The following is a 17,956-nucleotide window of genomic DNA, read 5'->3' on the forward strand; positions in this document are numbered from 1 at the left end:
GGCTGCGTGGCCGGTGATCAGCTGTCGCGGTGACTCAGGGCGTCGGCTATGCGGTCGGCGACGGCCCGTCGCATGTCGGGGTCCAGTCGCTCCGCGGTCAGGGATTCGTACAGCCACAGCCCGTCGGCCGCGAGGCGGACGATGAACCGGTCGAGCGCGGCCGGGTCCTCGGCCGCCGAAGCCGGGGACGGCGCCCACCGTTCCGTCACGGCTTCCCACACGGCCGCGTGCGCGGCGTTCGTCGAGCCTTCGAGCATCAGCAGGAGCTCGGCCCGCGTGGCGCTCTGGATGGCGACCCTGGCGTAGGCGGCGAGCCGTTCCCCCCGAGTGGCGTCGGCCGCGGACTTTCCGGCCGCCGCGACCAGGTCGGCCTCCCACCGGTCGGCCAGATGCTGGTGGATCGCCTGGACGAGGTCGTCGCGCGAGGCGAAGTGGTAGAGGAGGCCGCCCTTCGTCAGCCCCGCCTCCGCGGCGACGGAGTCGAAGGTGACGCTCTTGACGCCTTCGCGCTGCACGACACGGGTGGCGGCTTCGAGGATCTGGGTCCGTTTGCTGGTGCGCATGCGTTGCTCCCGTGTCGTCGGGTCGGCGGTGTGCGGGACTCGGTGGTGCACGAAGCTCAGTGGTGCGTGGGGCCGGACAGCGCCGAGCCGGGGCCGTGGCGTCGCAGCAGGACGCCGGTCGCGAGGGCGCCGACGGCGAGGACGGCGGCGACCACGATCATCACGGCGAGGTACGCGCCGTCGAAGGCCTCGGACGCCGCGGTGACCAGCGCGCTGTTGGTCCCTGGCTCTTCCCCGGCCAGGGCGAGCGCGCTGTCGAGGCTGTCGCGCGCCCGCCCTGGCACCCCGGCGGGGAGGTCGATGGTCGCGGAGTACACGGCGGTGAGCAGGCTGCCGAGGAGGGCGACCGCGACCAGGCTGCCGAACTCGTAGGAGACCTCCTCGACGGACGAGGCCATGCCCGCCCTGCGGGCCGGGACGTTGCCCATGATCGCGCTGGACGCGACGGACATGGCCGCGCCGAGTCCGCTGCCGGTGATGATCAGCCCGGTGACGAGGAGGCCCGTGCTGGTGGCGAAGTTCATGAGCACCAGCACGGTGCCCGCGGCCCCCAGGGCCAGGCCTCCCGTGATGAGGGGCAGCAGGCCGACCCGGTGGAGGATCGCGCCTCCGAGCATTGCCGTGGGGAACGCGCCCAGGGCGACCGCCGCGACGAGGAACCCTGCCCGCAGTGGGGTGAAGCCCTCCACGAGCTGGAAGCGCTGGGTGGTCACGAGCTGGACGCCGGCGATGGCGAACATGGCGAATCCGGCGGCCAGCACGCCTGCGAGGAAGGCGCGGTTGCGGAAGATCGCGAAGTCCAGCAGAGGGTAGGGCAGGCGGCGTTGGCGCCGGGCGAAAGCCCACCCGCCGATCGCGGCCGAGAGGACGGCGGCGGCGATGACGGCCGGAGCCGGACCGGCCTTCGCCGTCTCCTTGATCGCGATGACGAGGCCGACCAGGGCGACGAGCGCCAGCAGCGAGGAGAGCAGATCCCAGCGCTTGGTGGGGTCCGGGGCGTCTCGCGGAGCGACGAGCAGCGTGGCCACGACCGCCGCGAGGACGACCGGGATGTTGATGATGAAGACCGATCCCCACCAGAAGTGCTGCAGCAGGATTCCACTGATGATCGGACCCAGCGCGCTGCCCACGACCGCCATGGTGCCCCAGACCGCGATGGCCATGTTGCGCTCGCGCTCGTCGTCGAAGGTGACGCGGATCAGGGCGAGCGTGGCGGGCATCATCGCGGCCGCACCGACGGCGAGGAAGGCCCGCGCGGCGATCAGCGCCTCCGGGCTGGTGGAGAAGGCCGCGACGAGCGAGGCCGCGCCGAAGACCGCGAGGCCGATCAGGAACATCCTCCGGTGTCCCACCCGGTCGCCGAGCGTGCCGCTCCCCAACAGCAGGCCGGCCATCACGACCGGGTAGGCGTTGATGATCCAGAGCCCCTCGGAGCTGCTCGCGCCGAGATCCTCCACGAGCGTCGGCAGGGCCGCGTACAGGATGGAGTTGTCCAGCGTGATCAACAGAAGTCCCGCGCTCACCACGGCCAGGAGCAGCCAGCGCCGCTTCGTGCTGATGATCATTCCTGGTGAGCCTCACCGTGAGAGCCGATCCGACTGCGTAACTGTACCTTACGAAAGGTATAGTTACGGAACACGTGACAGGCGACGCTGTCGCGTGACTTAAAAGACAAAAAGAATTGCGGATCGATCTCGCGACAGTTAAAGTTGTCGCATGGATGATTCGAAGGCGATCCCGACCCCTGACCAGAGCGATGAGAACTTCTGGGCCACGGTCCTGACCCCGGTGGATCCCGCCTGGAACGAGCCGCGCGACGACGACACGTTCGCCATGGACGAGCAGGTGCTCGCCGCGGCCCGGTCGCTGGCCGAGCGGATCTCGACGCGTGCGCTGGCCTACCGCGCGGCAGGCAAGCCCTTCGACGCGGCCCTCATGCCCGCGCCCGACGTTCAACTGGCGATGCTGCGGTCGCTCTACGAGGCCAAGCGGTCCGTCGACCGGCTGGCCGAGAGCGCGGCCACCGTCGCCGGACGCGGAGGATCCAGCTATGCGCAGCTCGGCGCGGCCTGGGGCGGCATCAAGCGCCAGTCGGCGCGCCTCAAGTGGCCGCACGCGGTGCCCAAGAAGTCCGCCAGCGAGTCCATTCCGCTCCACTACGCGGGCGGCGACGCCGTCATTCACCATGACCCGGGCGCCGACGCCTGGTGGTACACCGCCACGGGCGCGGACCTGCGCGAGGACGAGTCGGAGGCCGTTTACGGCACGTCCGCCGAGGCCATCGCGCGGGCGACCGAGTTCCTGCTGTCGCACGACCGGCCCGAGCGACACGAACGGGCGCGACACGAAAGCGCGTGACGGCGCGTGACGGCGGTCATCGGACACCGTCCAACTCGCGTGCTCCCCTGTCGCACTACCGTTACCGACGTGGACCTCTTCTCACGCTCGTGGACAGCGCTGCGCACGACGGTCGCCGGACTTCCCGTCGAGGACTTCGAACAGCCATCGGGCTGCGAGGGCTGGCTCGTACGGGATCTGGTGTGCCACCTGATCATCGACGCACAGGACGTCCTGATCACCCTGGTGACGCCCGCGGAAACGGAGCCGACCCGTGACGCGCTGACCTACTGGACCGTATCCGGCACGCCGCCCACGGGTGCCGACCCGCTCGACGCCCTGACCGTGCGGCTGGCCGCCGCCTACGAGGACCCGGGCCTGCTCACGTTTCACCTCGACGACGTGGGCTCCGCCGCGGGCCGCGCCGCCCGGCTCGTGGATCCCGACCTCCGGGTCAGCACCCGCGGCGAGGTCCTCACCGCGGGCGACTACCTCTCCGTGTACGTACTGGAGTGGACGCTGCACCACCTCGACCTGGTCAGGCACCTCCCGGACGCGGCAGGACCGCCCCCGGAGGGGCTCGCCCGGTCGAGGGAGCTGGTCGAGGGGATCTGCGGGGCTGTGTTCCCCGCGTCGTTCTCCGACGAGGACGTGCTGCTGCTCGGCACCGGGCGGCGGGCCCCGACCGGTGCCGAGACGCGCGAACTGGGCGACCTGGCAGCCGCTCTCCCGTTCGTCCTCGGTTAGCGCTGCGACCGCCGTCGAGGGGCGTTCGTTCAGATCCCGTCCGCTCCGTGGCGGAAGCCCCAGGCCTCGATGTCGCGGTAGTGGATCGGTCCCGGTCCCCGGCCGATGTTGCTGCCGACCAGGTGGAGGCGCCCGGCCTCCCAGCTCCGGCCGGCGAACGCGGCGAGCCCCGTCGCGGCCTCCACCGTGGCCGCGTGGTCGCCCCGGCGGGACCGGGCCAGCGTCAGATGGGGCCGGAGAGGCCGCTCGGGGAAGGAGACACCGCACTCCCGGACGAGGGCGCGTACGTCGGTGGCGAGGTGGTGCAGCCCTTCGAGGTCCCCCGTGACCCCGGTCCACAGCACCCGCTCGTCGAAGTGCCCGCCGCCGTGCAGCGCCAGCCGCAGGGGCCTTCGCCGCGCCGCGAGCCCGGCGAGCGGAGGCATCAGGGGCGGGACGGCGGCGACCGGCAGCTCCCCGAGGAACGCCAGGGTGATGTGCCAGTCCTCGATACGGTTCCACCGCATGCGGGGATAGGCGTCGTAGGCCGGGCGCAGCGCCCGGGCCAGCTCGTCCTTCGCGTCGTCGGGCGGCGCGAGCGCCAGGAACACGCGGGTCGTCGTGGCCCGGACGCGTTCGTCCGCAGGGGGGCCGGTCACGGCTTCGAGCGGTTCGTTCACCTGCCGTACGGTACGTGCCGGCCGTGGCCCCGCCGTAGAACGGGGCCCGACGACGGACTCGGGCGCGGGTCGGCCGACTCCGTAACGTACGGCGCGGGCATCGGTTTTTGGCACGCGTCACGCCGTGCCTCGGAGGTCGGGCATTCCACAGATCAGGACGCAACCCCCGTGCGAGGATGGCCGCATGCGAGCGCGACTGCCGTGGGGGGACGACTTACGGGCCGGACTAGGCGCTCCGGGGCGCTCCCGACGACTGAGCAGCAGCCCCCGCTCACGCGTGTGGCGGGTGGAGACGGCCGGGGCGCCCGTGGTGGTGAAGCAGGTCGTCGACGGCCACGACGCCGACGAGCGGTACGCCCGTGAACTGGCCGCGCTGCGACTCGCCGCCGGAGCCGACCCGGCCGTGGTGCCCGCACTGCTGGGCACCGCCCCCGACGACCGGGTACTGGTCCTGGAGCATCTGGACCACCGACACCCCTCCGGCGACTGGATCGTGGACTACGCGGCGGCACTGGCCAGGCTGCACGCAGTCGCCCGCCCCGAGCACGCCGGAGTGCTGCCCCGCTGGCAGGGTCCGGACGCGGCCGACGCCGCCTCCTTCCTCCGGCTGGCCCGGGCCCTCGACGCCTCCGTCCCTCCCGGAGTGCCCGGCGAGCTCGACGACCTCGTGCGCCGACTCGCCCTGGCGCCCGGGCACGCCCTGCTCCACGGCGACCCGTGTCCCGGCAACGACCTGCACACCACCGGCGGGACCCGGTTCATCGACTTCGAACAGGCGGCCCTGGGCAGCGGGCTGGTGGAACTCGCCTACCTGCGCATCGGCTTCCCGACCTGCTGGTGTGTCACCGCGGCGCCCGCCCCGCTGCTGCAACGGGCGGAGGCCGCCTACCGCACGGCATGGCGCACCGAGACCGGCGACGAACTCCACGACGATCTCACCGACCCCTGTGCGGGCTGGCTGATCCGGGGCGACGCCCTGGTCCAGAGGGCCCGTCGCCAAGGCGCCGATCACCTCGCGCGGATCCCGGTCCGCGACTGGAAGTGGGGCACCGTGACCGCCCGGCAACGCCTTGTCCACCGGCTCGGCGTCGTCGTCGGCATGACCGCCGGCCACGACGGCCTGAGCGGGCTGAGCACTCTCTGCGCGGACATGCGCCGGCAGATGCTGGCCCGTTGGCCCAGGCTCCGGCCGGTCCCCACGCAACGCCCCTGAGCCGAGGCCGCCCGCCGCACGGACCGGCGGCCGCCGGCCGCCGGCCCGGAGCAGCAGCGGGCGGGCCGCGTTTCGCCGACAGCTCAGCGGGCCCAGCCCGGAGTCCATCTGTCGGCCGGCGGCTCCGGCCGTACCCGCACGAGGTGCCTGCGCAGCGCTGCCAGAACCGGGTGAGGGTTGCCCGTCCGGTACAGGAGCACATGCGGATAGACCGGAGTAGGGCCCACGACCGGGATCCGCCGCAGGTCGTGGGCGGTCGGCCACACGTACCGGTCCCGGGAGCCGACGAGTGTGGCCAGCGCCGCGGAGTCGGCGATCGAGTCCATCAGCGCCTCGGTCCCGAAGTCGGGCCCGACCGCGTCGACGCGCAGACCGAAGTCCTCTGCGAGCCGGTCGTAGTAGGCGGCCCACTCGGTGCCCTGTCTGATGCCCGGAATCCAGATCCGGTGCCCGGCGAGGTCCGCCGGGGCCAACGACCGGGCGGAGGCGAGCGGGTGGCGCGGTCCGACGAGGAGCTGCAACGGATCGTCCAGGACGCGTTCGGCGCTGATCCCTTCGGGCAGGGCGCCCGCGGGCACGGCGCGGAAGGTCGCGTCGATCTCGCCGGCCCGCACCGCCTCGGCCGCCCCGGTCACGTTGGTGTCCGCGAGCGTCACCACGTCCAGGTCCGTGCCTGGATGGGCCTGGTAGAAGCCGCGAACGGCCAGCGCCGGGGCGATACGCCGGTGGAGCACGTCCACGCGCAGCACCCGGTCCCCGGGGCGTACCGAGGCGGCGGCCCGCTCCACGGCCCTCAGGACCTCGCGGGCGTGGGGCAGGAAGGCCTGCCCGTCCAGCGTGGGGCGCGCTCCGCGGGCGGTGCGCACGAACAACGCCACCCCGAGCACGCGCTCCAGGGCCGCCACGCGCTTGGAGACGGCCTGCTGGCTGACGCGGAGGTCCACGGCGGCCTCCTGGAACTGCCCGGTGTCCGCGACGGTGACGAAAGTGCGCACGGCTTCGATGTCCACGTACTGAACTCTATGTGGCCACAACCGCGGGTTGTGGCTCACCGATCACCCGGTTGTGGGATCGCGAGCCTGTCCGGCCATGCGCACACTCGTCGTCAACGATCGGTTGTGGCGGACGGTTCACTTCGTGGCACGCCAAGGCCCCCCGGTGCGGACTGCGGCATCGGAGCAACAGCAGGGTGAGGTCCCACGAGGTGTCCGGGGCTGAGCGCACCTTGCCTCACTGGCATACGCTTATGCTCATGACGCAAGATGACGGTGAGCTGGACAGCCTGGTACGCAAACGCATCCGCGCCCTCCGCGTGGCCCAGGGCTGGTCCCTGGAGGAGCTGGCCGCCCGGGCGAAGGTCAGTCAGTCCACGCTCAGCCGCATCGAGAACGGTCGGCGCCGACTGGCCCTGGACCAGCTGGTCACTCTCGCCCGCGCCCTGGACACCTCACTCGACCAGCTGGTCGAGACCGCCTCCGACGACATCGTCTCCAGCCCGATGATCGACGGAGCCCACGGTCAGCTGCGGTGGCCCATCAAGGCGGAACCCGGCATGACCGTCATCCGCCAGCGCCTGACCGAGCCGCCGCCCGACAACCCTTCCCGGCTCCGCGCGCATCCGGGAAGAGAGTGGCTCGTCGTCCTCTCCGGCACCGCGATCCTGCTCCTGGGCAACCGGCGCCTGCGGATCGAGACGAACCAGGCGGCGGAGTTCCCCACGATGCTCCCGCACGCGATCGGCGCCGAGGGCGGGCCGTGCGAGCTGCTGGGCGTCTTCGACCGGGACGCCCGCCGCGGCCATCAGCGCGGCGAAGGCGGGGAGAAGGCGAACCGCCCGCCCCCGCCCGGACGGAGCCTTTCGTGACGAGCGCGCGGTGGCGCGTCGGGGTGCCTGCCCTGCGGTCGGGCCCGAGCCCCCTCGCGTACGGCCGGACCATGCGGCAGGGGCCCACCGATCGTCATGATCGGCGGGCCCCCGGCATCGGTCCGCGCAGCTGACCGGCCGTGCGTTTCAGCGGCTCACGCGGGGTCGACGCGCGAGACGGCGCCGGCGCTGCCCAGGACGTACAGCTCGCCGTCACCGCCCTCGACGAACGAGATCACCTCGCCGCCGCTGACACCGAGGTCGCCGACGCCGGTCACCTCGCCGTTCTCCAGCTGGAGCGTACGGAGGGTGCCGTCGCAGTAGTCGCTGAACACATAGCTCCCCCGAAGGCCGGGGAGTGCGTCGCCGCGGTAGACGAATCCGCCGGTCACCGAGCAGCCGAGGCCCGTCCGGTCGTACTCGTGGACCGGCGGGACATGGTTCGCGGGCTCCGTGCCGCCCCGGAAGGGGTGAGTGCCCTCCATGGAGGACCAGCCGTAGTTCTCACCGCCCTTGCTGTCCGCCGGGGCCCAGTCGACCTCCTCCCAGTCGCTCTGGCCGACATCGCCGATCAGCAGGTCGCCCGTGCCCGCGTCGAAGGAGAACCGCCACGGATTGCGCAGCCCGTACGCCCAGATCTCGTCCTTCGCGTTCGCGTCGTCCACGAAGGGGTTGTCCGCCGGGATCGCGTACGGCTCGCCTCCGCTCGGGTCTATCCGCAGCAGCTTGCCGAGCAGGGTGTCGAGCTTCTGCCCGTTGCCGTGCGGGTCGCCGCCCGAGCCGCCGTCACCGAAGGCGATGTACAGATAGCCGTCGGGGCCGAACTTGATGTCCCCGCCGTTGTGGTTCGCGTACGGCTGCGTCTGGGTGAGGACGGTGCGCCGGGTCTCCGGCTGGAGCCGGCCGCCCTCCACGGCGAACTCGTCCACCGTGCTGGTGCCTTCGAGGTCCGTGAACGAGATGTAGAAGTGCGCGAAGGTCTTGTCGAACGCGACGCCCAGCAGGCCGCGTTCGCCGTCCGTGGTGGTCTCGTCGGATATGTCGAGCACCGGTGCGCCGAGGCCCGAACCGTCAAGGACCCTTACGGTGCCCGCGCGTTCGGCGATCCACAGCGCGTCATCGGGCCCGGCGGCTCCGGCGGACGGCCCCTGGGCCCTGGCCACTTCGGTCAGGGACGCGGTCACCGGCTGGATCGGTGCGGCCGGCTCGTCGGCCGACGCCGTGGCCAGCGCCAGTGACGTGACGAGGCAGAGCGTGCCGATGATCGCCGAGCTTCTGGTGCGAAATTTCACCGTGGCCTCCTGGAGGCGGCGAATGGGGGAGGTCACCCGGCTGCTCGAGCGGAGTTGAGTGGGGGGCACGAGCCGGCAGGCAACCTGGGTGGGGGAGTTGGTGTGTCACCGGCTACAGGTGAGGATAGGGGGACGGACGTGGCCTGGCCTAGACCAGCGTTACGGCGTCTTCTTCCGCGACGGTCCTTGCGCACACCGCAAGTCGATAGTCGGCCAATCGTCGACGCGAACTCGACCGGTGATGCATTCGTGTCGCCTGTTCGGTCGTTGATGGGAGCGCTCCATCTCTCACCAACTGCCGCTCCATACAACGTTATTGCGCCGTAACGCTTGACAGTCATCGAATGCCACGCCAGTTTGGGAGCGCTCCCACACGCACGGTTCCCCACTTGAATCCCTTACCTCCCGAGCGTCACGGACCCCTGAACCCGTCCGTCGATACCCCTGACGGACGTACGAGAGGAGCACGGAGCCGCAATGAGAATCAGAGGCACCACCCCACACGCACCTCACGCACTCCGCAGAAGAGCGGCCGCCGCACTGTCCGCACTGGTCATGGGCGCCGCGCTCGCCGTGGCCGTGCCCGGACAGGCGTCGGCCGCCGCCCGCGTCGACAACCCCTACGCCGGCGCCACCGCGTACGTGAACCCCGACTGGTCCGCCAGGGCCGCCGCCGAGCCCGGCGGCGACGTCATCGCGGACGAACCGTCGTTCGTCTGGATGGACCGGATCGCCGCGATCGGCGGCACACCCGGCGCCCGGGGCCTGCGCGCCCACCTCGACACGGCCGTGAGCCAGGGTGCCGACCTCTTCCAGGTCGTCATCTACAACCTGCCCGGCCGCGACTGCGCAGCCCTCGCGTCCAACGGCGAGCTCGGCCCCACCGAGCTGAGCCGCTACAAGGACGACTACATCGACCCCATCGCCGGCATCCTCGGTGACCCCGCCTACGCGAGCCTGCGCATCGTCACGCTCATCGAACCGGACTCGCTGCCCAACCTCGTCACCAACGCCGGAGGGACCGCCGGCTCCACCCCCGAGTGCGCCACGATGAAGGCCAACGGCAACTACGAGAAGGGCATCGGATACGCCCTGCACGCCTTGGGGGCCATACCCAACGTCTACAACTACGTCGACGCCGCCCACCACGGCTGGCTCGGCTGGGACTCCAACTTCGTCCCCGCGGCACAGCAGTTCAAGAAGGCCGCGACGACGGAGGGCGCCACCGTCTCCGACGTGCACGGCTTCATCGTGAACACCGCCAACTACTCGGCGCTCAAGGAGCCGCACTTCGCGGTGACCGACTCCGTGAACGGGGCCACGGTGCGCCAGTCGCGCTGGGTGGACTGGAACTACTACGTGGACGAACTCTCGTTCGCGAAGGCCCTGCGCACGGAACTGGTCCGTCAGGGCTTCGCCTCCGACATCGGCATGCTCATCGACACCGCCCGCAACGGCTGGGGCGGCTCCTCCCGGCCCGCCGGCCCCGGCCCTCTGACCAGCGCCGACGCCTATGTCGACGGTGGCCGGACCGACCGCCGCATCCACGCCGGCAACTGGTGCAACCAGAGCGGCGCGGGTATCGGCGAGCGCCCCACGGCCGCCCCCGAGCCGGGGATCGACGCCTACGTCTGGGCCAAGCCCCCGGGTGAGTCCGACGGCAGCAGCGAGCCCGTCGACAACGACGAGGGCAAGGGCTTCGACCGGATGTGCGATCCGACGTACACCGGCAACGGCCGCAACGGCTTCAACCTCACGGGCGCGCTGCCCGACTCCCCGGTGGCCGGGCACTGGTTCTCCGGACAGTTCCAGGAACTGCTCCGCAACGCCCACCCGCCGCTGGACGGCGGCGGAGGCGAGGACGACACACAGGCGCCGACCGTGCCCACGAACCTGCGGGTGACGGCCAAGTCCAGCAGCAGCGTCACCCTCGCCTGGACGGCGTCCACGGACGACACCGGCGTCACGGGGTACGACGTCCTCCGTGACGGCACCCGCGTGGGCACGACGGCCACGACGACCTACACCGACACCGGCGTGAGAGCCTCGACCGCCTACAGCTATTCGGTCAGGGCCAAGGACGCGGCAGGCAACGTCTCGGCAGGGACCCCGGCCGCGCAGGTCACCACCGAGGCGGGCGGCGGCACCGGAACGGGAGCGCTCAAGGCCGAATACCGCAACACCGACAACTCCCCGACCGACAACCAGATCCGGATGTCCCTCCGCCTGGTCAACACCGGTTCGGCCGCGATCGACCTGTCCACGGTCACGGCCCGCTACTGGTTCACCTCCGACGGCGGCGCGAGCACCTTCGGCACCGCCTGCGACTACGCGGTGCTGGGCTGCGGCAACGTGACGCACGGGGTCCGACCGGTGAGCACACCGGCCACCGGCGCCGGCCACTACCTGGAGGTCGGTTTCGGCGGCGGCAGCCTCGCGGCGGGCGCCACGTCCGGAGAGATCCAGCTGCGGATCAACAAGAGCGACTGGTCGGCGTTCCAGGAGAGCGACGACTACAGCCGCTCCGCCAACACCGCCTTCGCCGACGCCCCGAGGATCGGCGTCTTCACCGGCACCACCCTCGCCTGGGGCACCGCCCCCTGACCCGCTCCACCACCGGCACGGCTTCCGCCACCGCCGCTGCCCCTCTCCCCGGACGACGGGAGAGGGGCAGCGGCGCGAAGGCCGGGACGGACAGACCTGCGTCAGCCAGGTCGACCCGGGTCAGGCAGGTCGACGCGGGTCAGCGTACGTCGACCCGGTCGCCGGAGCCGGTCGTGCCCAGACGGGACGACGTGGCCTTGAACTGAGCCTTCCAGGTGCCGTCCTTCTTGGCGGTGAACCCCTTCGAGAACACGCCCTTGCTGTTCGTACGCACAGTCGCCAGCTTGCTCCACTTGCTGGAGCCGTCGGCCCTGAACAGGATGATCACGGACTGGCCGGAGGTGTTCTTCCAGGTGCCGTCCAGGCTGCGCAGAGTGCCCTTGACCGTGATGGTGCGTCCCTTGCGGACCGGTTCGGGGGACGCGTTGAACCCGGAGACGGCGGTCCGCAGCTTGACGTCCACGTTGTCGGAGGTGCTGACGGCCGCGGCGCGGTCGGCGGTCCCGGCGTAACGGGCGCGCCAGGCACCGTCCTTGACGGCGGTCACGGACACCGAGACGACGCCCTTGCCGCTGGTGTCGACCGTGGTGGCCCGGCTCCAGGTCTTGCCGCCCTTCGTCCGGAACTCGATCACGACGGGCGCCTTGGCCAGCGGCCGCCAGACGTCGTCCGTGGCGCCGGCGGTCTGGAGCGTGGCGACCACCTTCAGCTTGCCGCCCTTGGCGACCGGCTCGGGAGAGGCGTTGAAGGAGACGATCCGGGCGGGTACGGCGGACACCGTGAGCGCGGCGGCCGAAGTGGCGCTCTCACCGGACGCGTTGACGAAGACGGCGCGGTAGCGGTGGCCGTTGAGCGCGGCCGAGGCCTTGACCGGCAGGGTGGTGGCGGTGGCTCCGGGGACGGTGCTCCAGGTCGCGCCGCGGTCGGCGCTGCGCTCCCAGCGGACCGAGTCCGCGCCGGTCGCGGCAGCGGTGAAGGTGGCGGTGGCACCCGAGCGGGCGGTACGCGGCGCGGGGTGCTGGGTGACGGTGGCGGCGGGGACCTCGACGCCGAACTTGATGGGCTGGGCGACGTCCTGGGCCCGGGAGGGCATCCAGGTGGGGTCGCCGCCGTCGTGCGAGTTGAAGCTCGTGACGAAGCAGGCGGTGGTCCGGCAGTCGACGACGGGAGCCCCGGAGGGGGTAAACGTCTCGGTGAGCTTCGCCGTCACGGTGAACGTACCGTCCGCGCCGACCTGGCGGACGTACACGGCGTTGCCGAAGACGCTGGGGTAGGTGGTGCCGGGCATGGCTATGGACTGGGCGAGGTAGAGCCCGCGCCCGGGCCGGTAGCCCTTGCCCGTGATCGTGACCTCGTTCTCCGCGCCCAGGGCCGTGACCTGGCTGACCGTCAGAGTGGGGACGCTGACGCCGCCGCTGACGGCGAGCGGGTCGAGCGCGGTGCCGGCCGGGTACATGGGCCGGCCCTGGAAGGCGAAGATCTCCGCGCCCTCGGCGGTGAGCGCGGTCGTGATCCCCCGCCAGTCGACGGCGGACCCGTCGAGGGCGCCGGCCGCCGCGGTGAGGGTGGCGAGTGGCACACCGGCCGTGGTGACCGGGGCCTCACCGGCGACGAGATCGGTCGTCACGTCCGCGTGGAGCGTGCCCCGGCCGTCCTTGATGAGGACGCGCGGGCTGGCGAGGGTGATGGCGGTGATGCCGTGGCTGGGCACCGCGTAGGTGACGGAGCCGCCGAAGCGCACGTCCGCGGAGCGCTCGGCGGGGTTCACCGAACCGTGCTTGACGGGATAGCCGATCAGTCCGGCCGCGTCCTTGGTGGCGCCGCCGGCCACGTTCACCGAACCGCCCGAGGCCGTGACGTAACGGACCCAGGACTCCTTGAAGCCCCACGATGATCGGCCGGACGCCAGGATCGGGGAGGCCGCGGAGGTGCTGCCCGCGGCCTGTGCCGACGCGGCGGCGTGGACGCCCGGGGCGGCGGAGGCGGGGACGGCGAGGACGCCGGCGCCCACGGATACGACGGTCAGGGCGGCGAGAGCGGCCAGGCGGCCGCGACGGGGCATGGACATGCGCTGCATGTCTCCTTCGGGGGAGGGGCACGGCGCGCGTCTGGACGGAGCCGTTCCCGGGAGGCGAACGAAAGAAGGGGGGATACCGGCTTCTCGGCGTGTGGGGACCCGAAGACGACACAGCAGATATTAGGTGAGGCTTACCTAATTGTCACGATGGGGGTGTGAGGCCGGGAACGGTGACGGCGGGCGGGCTCCAGCGGCGGGCGCGGGACGCCCCGGGGGAGACGCCGTACTCCTCCTTGAGCTGTTCGGGGATGGCGTAGTGCATCACGCGGCCGCGCGTGAGGGAGGACAGTTCGAGGACGGTGGTGAGGTGACCGAGACGGTCCAGGGCCCAGGCGCCCAGGGGGGACCGGTCCTCGACGGCTTCGAGGACACCGAGAAGGTGGGGCACGGCCTTGACGACGGTGTCCCACGAGGTGCGGGGCACCTGGAGCCAGTCGGCACAGGTGCCGCCGACCAGATGCCGGATGAGCGCGGAGACGATCGGGTCGAAGAGGGTCCCGGGCACGACCTCCTCGTAGAGGTCGATGAGCTGCCGGGTCAGCAGCGCGCCCTCCTCGGAGGGCCCCATGTGCCGGATCATGTACAGGTCGAGGAACTGACGCGCCTCGTCCAGGGACCGGGGGGCGGTCTCCTGGCCGACGCCCAGCATCGCCCCGACCACACGCCAGGCGTAGTAGTAGGCCGCCGCGCCTTCCTCCGACATGTGGATGCCGAGGCGATGCAGGCTGTCGAGCACGAGCAGAGAGAAGAACATCTGCCCTCCGATCATGTCCTCCTGGCAGATCGGCGTCCCGAGCGCGTCGGAGTCCCATCGTTCCTCGCGCAGGAGGTGATGGCGGATCGACGCGTGCAGAAGTCGGACCTTCTGGGCGGCGGGGATGAAGCGGCCCCCGGCCTCGAAGGCGTCGGGCCGCATCAGGTGGACGGTGAACTGGCCGGTCTCCGCCATCCGTTTGGAGGGGTACTTCAGTCCGTGGGAGGCGGACAGGAGCTTTGCCACGTGCGGGACCACGTAGCAGGCCGGCATGGAGGCGAACGACAGTGCGGTGGAGATGTGCACGTTGTTGTCGATGAAGAACAGCCGGGCCTTCTCCATCTCCCCCCAGTCGACCCAGGCCGGCGGTGCACTCGTGGCCTGGAGGTAGTCCCGGGCGACATCGGGCAGCCCGTCCGGCAGGGGTGCGCCGGCGGTGGAGACGTAGCGCATCAGCGTGTTGAACCTGCCCACCTCCCCGCGCTCGAAGAGCGCGGCGACGGTGGCGTCGGCCAGTTCGTCGCCGCCGTGCCGCAGGGCGTTCATCGAAGCCTCGGTGTAGGTCAAGACGGACTTCCCCGTTCTCGGTGCGGTGCGGTGTAGGGGTGTGGGGGTCAGGTGGGCGGACGAAAGGTCAGGACAGCCGGACCGTCGCCGAGTTCGCCAGTGCGGTCAGGGCGTCGGCCGCGCCCGGCGGCACGTCCAGCTCATGGAGGGCGTCGAGGGCTTCCGCGACGCGCGCCGTGATCATGCCTTCGACGAGACCGGGGGCCTTCAGCCCGCGCATGACTTCGCGCACCGCGTCCAGCCCGTCCTCGTCCAGGTCGCGCCGGCCCAGGAGGGCCCGGAGCCGGTCGCGGTCGTCCTCACCGGCGACCCGCCAGGCCTCCGCCAACAGGGTGGTGGGCCGGTGGCCGCACACGTCGTCGGCACTGGCCTTGCCGGTGCGCCCCGGGTCCCCGAACAGCCCGAGCAGATCGTCCCTCAGTTGGAAGGCCTCGCCCAGCGGCAGCCCGTAGGCGGAGTAGCCCTCGCGCAGCCGGCCGCCGGCCCCGGCCAGGGCACCGCCGATCAACAGGGGCTGTTCCACGGTGTACTTGGCCGTCTTGTACCGGATCACCTTCAGCGAGGCCGCGGTGTCCGGCTCGACTCCGGTGCGCAGGATCTCCAGGCACTCGCCCGCGATCAGTTCCCGGCCCAGAACCGTCCACAACGGGCGGGCCCGGCCCAGATAGGCGGCGGGCAGACCGCTGGTGGTGAACAGCTGCCCGGCCATTCCCATCAGCAGATCGCCCACCAGCATCGCCAGCGACCTGGCGGCGGCGGCGGAACGCGGGCGACGGCGCACGGCACCGCGCAGCGCGATGTGCGCGGTGGGGCGGCCGTGCCGCAGAGCGCTGTCGTCGATGAGATCGTCGTGTACGACAGCGGCGGCGTGGATCAGCTCCAGGGAGGCCGCCGCCCGCACCAGCGCGGCGCTGTCCGGCTGACCCGCCGCCCGCCAGCCCCAGTAGCAGAACGCCGCCCGCAGCCGTTTGCCGTCCGCGACCACCGTCTCCACCTGCGCGGCCACCGGGGCCAGGTCCGGGTCGATGGCCGCGAACAGTTCGGCCTCCCGGGCGACGAACGGGCGCAGTACCTCGTCGACCCGGCCCTTGAACGCGGCCGCGTCCCACCGGTCAGGCATCATCGCCCGGCCCGCCGGGCCACAGCGTGCCGGGCGAGCAGCTCCAGATGGGCCGGGGGCGGGGCGGCGTACCGGTCCAGCACCAGGCGCCCGCGCGCCGTCAGCTCGTGCTCGGCATCCGCCACCAACTCCGAAGCGTCCGAGCGGCGCAGCAGCCCGCGTACCGCTCCCAGGGCCGAACCCACCGCGCTCACCGTCAGATCGGCGGCCCCCGCCACGAGCAGGACCACCCGCTCGTCCAGGCCCCCGTCACGCCCCGCTTCTCGCGTCATGCCACTCCCTCCCCCGGAACCGCCGACGGCGCAGGTCGCGCGTCCGTCCCACAGCATCGCGAAACATAGGGCGCCGAAGGGGCGGAAGTCACGATCGAGTGATCGACTCGCTCGGCCGTACGGTTCGCCGACTGTCCGCCGGAGCCGCGCGAGCAGAGTGGACGCGTGGCTGCCGAGCCTGCGCGCGTTCGGTGCGGAGTTCTGGGAGGACTCTCTCGCCAACCCGACGCTGGAGATGCTGCGTTGTCGCGCCTGAGGCGTGCGCCGGACCGGTCGCGCACCTCCGGACGCGGTGGGCGCGGAGGGCGCGGTCGATCCGTCAGCGTCGGAGACCGGCGTTCAGCCGGGCGGCCTGGCGCGTGAGGTGGTCGCGCTCGGCGAGCGTGGGTGCCTTGTGGGCGGCCTCCGCGTACAGCCGGGCCGCCTTCGGCAGATCGCCGTCGCGCTCGTGGAGATACGCCGACACCGCCGTGTGGCGGGGCAACGTGTCGCTCAGCGCGGCGAGTTGGTTCAGTCCGGCGCGCGGTCCGTCGGCCTCTCCGACGGCTACCGCACGGTTGAGCCGGACGACCGGGCTGTCGGTCAGGCCCGTCAGCTCGTCGTACCACTCGACGATCTGCACCCAGTCGGTCTCCCCGGCGCTCGGCGCGTCTGCATGGAGCGCCGCGATCGCGGCCTGGGCCTGGAACTCGCCCAGCCGGTCGCGGGCGAGGGCCGCCTGCAGGATCCCGACGCCTTCGGTGACCGCCCCGGTGTCCCAGCGGCCCCGGTCCTGCTCGGAGAGCGGCACCAGACTCCCGTCGGGCGCGGTCCGGGTGGCGCGGCGGGCGTGGTGGAGCAGCATGAGGGCGAGCAGCCCCGCCACCTCAGGGTGGTCGATCGCCGCAGCGAGCTGCCGGGTGAGCCGGATCGCCTCGGCGGCGAGGTCGACGTCGCCGGAATAGCCCTCGTTGAAGACCAGATACAGGACGCGCAGCACGGTCGCGACATCGCCGGGCTGATCGAACGGCACGCCGGAGACGGTGCGCTTCGCCCGGCTGATCCGCTGCGCCATGGTCGCCTCGGGCACCAGATAGGCCCGGGCGATCTGGCGCGTCGTGAGCCCGCCGACGGCCCGCAGGGTGAGCGCGACGGCGGACGACGGGGTCAGCGAGGGGTGGGCGCACAGGAAATAGAGCTGGAGCGTGTCGTCCATCGTCGGCACGGGGCCGGGCGCGGGCTCCTCGTCGACGAGGTCCTCCCGCCGCCGCCGGGCGGCCTCCGCCCGGGTCGCGTCGAGGAACCGCCGCCAGGCCACGGTGACCAGCCAGCCCTTCGGGTCGCGCGGTCGCTCGTCCGGCCATACGCGGACCGCCTCGACCAGGGCGTCCTGCACGGCGTCCTCGGCCGCCGCGAAGTCTGCTCCGCGACGGACGAGGATTCCGAGGACGCTCGGTGTGAGGCTCCGCAGGAGCGCCTCGTTCATCGTGGCGTCACTCCGTGACGGTGGGCGGCGCGGACAGGAACGGGCGGACCTCCAGCCACTCGTGGATCGGCTTTCCGCCCGCCCCCGGAGCGGCCGACAGCTCCCCGGCCAGTTCGACAGCGCGGTCGTAACCGTCGACGTCGATGATCATCCAGCCGGCGATGAGGTCCTTGGTCTCGGCGAACGGCCCGTCGGTGACCGGCGGGCGGCCCTCGCCGTCGTACCGGACCCACGTGCCCTCGGGGGCGAGCGCCTGACCGACGACGAACTCACCGGTCTTCTCCAACCGGTCCGCAAAGTCCTGCATGTACTGCATGTGCGCCGAGATCTCCTCGGGCGTCCACCGGTCCATCGGTACGTCGTTGACCGAGGCCGGGGCTCCGCGGTAGTGCTTGAGCAGAAGGTACTTGGCCATGGTGGTA

Annotated in this window: 16 protein-coding genes; 5 read left to right on the plus strand and 11 right to left on the minus strand. The window is 71.8% G+C overall.

Going from position 1 to position 17,956, the window contains the following annotated elements:
* Positions 1-17: 17 nt before the first annotated feature.
* Together ACIRJT_RS30835 and ACIRJT_RS30840 are read right to left on the minus strand one after the other, a co-directional pair.
* Positions 18-563, minus strand: coding sequence for a TetR/AcrR family transcriptional regulator (locus tag ACIRJT_RS30835; protein WP_403915554.1), 546 nt, complete (start codon positions 561-563; stop codon positions 18-20).
* Between the two features lie 56 nt (positions 564-619).
* On the minus strand, positions 620-2,128 hold the full coding sequence (locus tag ACIRJT_RS30840) for an MFS transporter (RefSeq protein ID WP_403915557.1): 1,509 nt from the start codon (positions 2,126-2,128) through the stop codon (positions 620-622).
* Positions 2,129-2,279: 151 nt separating this feature from the next.
* On the opposite strand from ACIRJT_RS30840, the gene ACIRJT_RS30845 reads away from it, so the two are divergent.
* Together ACIRJT_RS30845 and ACIRJT_RS30850 are read left to right on the plus strand one after the other, a co-directional pair.
* Complete coding sequence (locus tag ACIRJT_RS30845; protein ID WP_403915560.1) at positions 2,280-2,921, plus strand: hypothetical protein; 642 nt, start codon at positions 2,280-2,282, stop codon at positions 2,919-2,921.
* Between the two features lie 69 nt (positions 2,922-2,990).
* Complete coding sequence (locus ACIRJT_RS30850) at positions 2,991-3,647, plus strand: maleylpyruvate isomerase N-terminal domain-containing protein (protein WP_403915562.1); 657 nt, start codon at positions 2,991-2,993, stop codon at positions 3,645-3,647.
* Positions 3,648-3,676: 29 nt separating this feature from the next.
* On the opposite strand, the gene thpR is transcribed toward ACIRJT_RS30850, so the two are convergent.
* On the minus strand, positions 3,677-4,306 hold the full coding sequence (thpR, locus tag ACIRJT_RS30855) for an RNA 2',3'-cyclic phosphodiesterase (RefSeq protein ID WP_403915564.1): 630 nt from the start codon (positions 4,304-4,306) through the stop codon (positions 3,677-3,679).
* A 184-nt stretch (positions 4,307-4,490) separates the two neighbouring features.
* On the opposite strand from thpR, the gene ACIRJT_RS30860 reads away from it, so the two are divergent.
* Positions 4,491-5,519: an aminoglycoside phosphotransferase family protein gene (locus ACIRJT_RS30860; protein WP_403915566.1), complete on the plus strand. Its 1,029-nt coding sequence runs from the start codon at positions 4,491-4,493 to the stop codon at positions 5,517-5,519.
* Between the two features lie 83 nt (positions 5,520-5,602).
* Here ACIRJT_RS30860 and ACIRJT_RS30865 read toward each other — a convergent pair whose 3' ends face one another.
* Positions 5,603-6,529, minus strand: a complete 927-nt coding sequence (locus tag ACIRJT_RS30865; RefSeq protein WP_403915568.1) for a LysR family transcriptional regulator — start codon at positions 6,527-6,529, stop codon at positions 5,603-5,605.
* A 242-nt stretch (positions 6,530-6,771) separates the two neighbouring features.
* On the opposite strand from ACIRJT_RS30865, the gene ACIRJT_RS30870 reads away from it, so the two are divergent.
* Entirely contained in the window at positions 6,772-7,383 is a 612-nt protein-coding gene (locus ACIRJT_RS30870) for a helix-turn-helix domain-containing protein (RefSeq protein ID WP_403915571.1), read from the plus strand.
* A 155-nt stretch (positions 7,384-7,538) separates the two neighbouring features.
* Here ACIRJT_RS30870 and ACIRJT_RS30875 read toward each other — a convergent pair whose 3' ends face one another.
* The gene (locus tag ACIRJT_RS30875) at positions 7,539-8,675 is read right to left on the minus strand and encodes a PQQ-dependent sugar dehydrogenase (RefSeq protein ID WP_403915573.1); all 1,137 of its coding nucleotides are present in this window, start codon (positions 8,673-8,675) and stop codon (positions 7,539-7,541) included.
* Between the two features lie 477 nt (positions 8,676-9,152).
* Here ACIRJT_RS30875 and ACIRJT_RS30880 point away from each other — a divergent pair, with 477 nt between their 5' ends.
* Positions 9,153-11,279 (plus strand): glycoside hydrolase family 6 protein, encoded by a 2,127-nt coding sequence (locus tag ACIRJT_RS30880; RefSeq protein ID WP_403915575.1) that lies wholly within the window; start codon positions 9,153-9,155, stop codon positions 11,277-11,279.
* 139 nt (positions 11,280-11,418) lie between these two features.
* Here the strand turns inward: ACIRJT_RS30880 and ACIRJT_RS30885 are convergent, their stop codons facing one another.
* The 6 genes from ACIRJT_RS30885 to ACIRJT_RS30910 form a co-directional block, all read right to left on the minus strand.
* Entirely contained in the window at positions 11,419-13,347 is a 1,929-nt protein-coding gene (locus ACIRJT_RS30885) for an HtaA domain-containing protein (protein WP_403915577.1), read from the minus strand.
* Between the two features lie 151 nt (positions 13,348-13,498).
* A complete protein-coding gene (locus tag ACIRJT_RS30890; RefSeq protein WP_403915580.1) occupies positions 13,499-14,677 on the minus strand; it encodes an oxygenase MpaB family protein in 1,179 nt (392 codons plus the stop codon).
* A gap of 67 nt (positions 14,678-14,744) precedes the next feature.
* Entirely contained in the window at positions 14,745-15,800 is a 1,056-nt protein-coding gene (locus tag ACIRJT_RS30895; RefSeq protein ID WP_403915583.1) for a polyprenyl synthetase family protein, read from the minus strand.
* The gene (locus ACIRJT_RS30900; RefSeq protein ID WP_403915585.1) at positions 15,797-16,069 is read right to left on the minus strand and encodes a polyprenyl synthetase; all 273 of its coding nucleotides are present in this window, start codon (positions 16,067-16,069) and stop codon (positions 15,797-15,799) included. Before ACIRJT_RS30900 ends, ACIRJT_RS30895 begins: the two co-directional genes overlap by 4 nt.
* 319 nt (positions 16,070-16,388) lie before the next feature.
* Positions 16,389-17,534, minus strand: a complete 1,146-nt coding sequence (locus tag ACIRJT_RS30905) for an RNA polymerase sigma factor (protein ID WP_403915587.1) — start codon at positions 17,532-17,534, stop codon at positions 16,389-16,391.
* Positions 17,535-17,541: 7 nt separating this feature from the next.
* Positions 17,542-17,949 carry a YciI family protein gene (locus ACIRJT_RS30910; protein WP_215103286.1) on the minus strand — a complete coding sequence of 136 codons (408 nt, stop codon included), beginning with the start codon at positions 17,947-17,949 and terminating at the stop codon, positions 17,542-17,544.
* Between the last annotated feature and the right edge of the window lie 7 nt (positions 17,950-17,956).

The organism is Streptomyces sp. NPDC102283, from assembly GCF_044766265.1.
Taxonomy (GTDB): domain Bacteria; phylum Actinomycetota; class Actinomycetes; order Streptomycetales; family Streptomycetaceae; genus Streptomyces.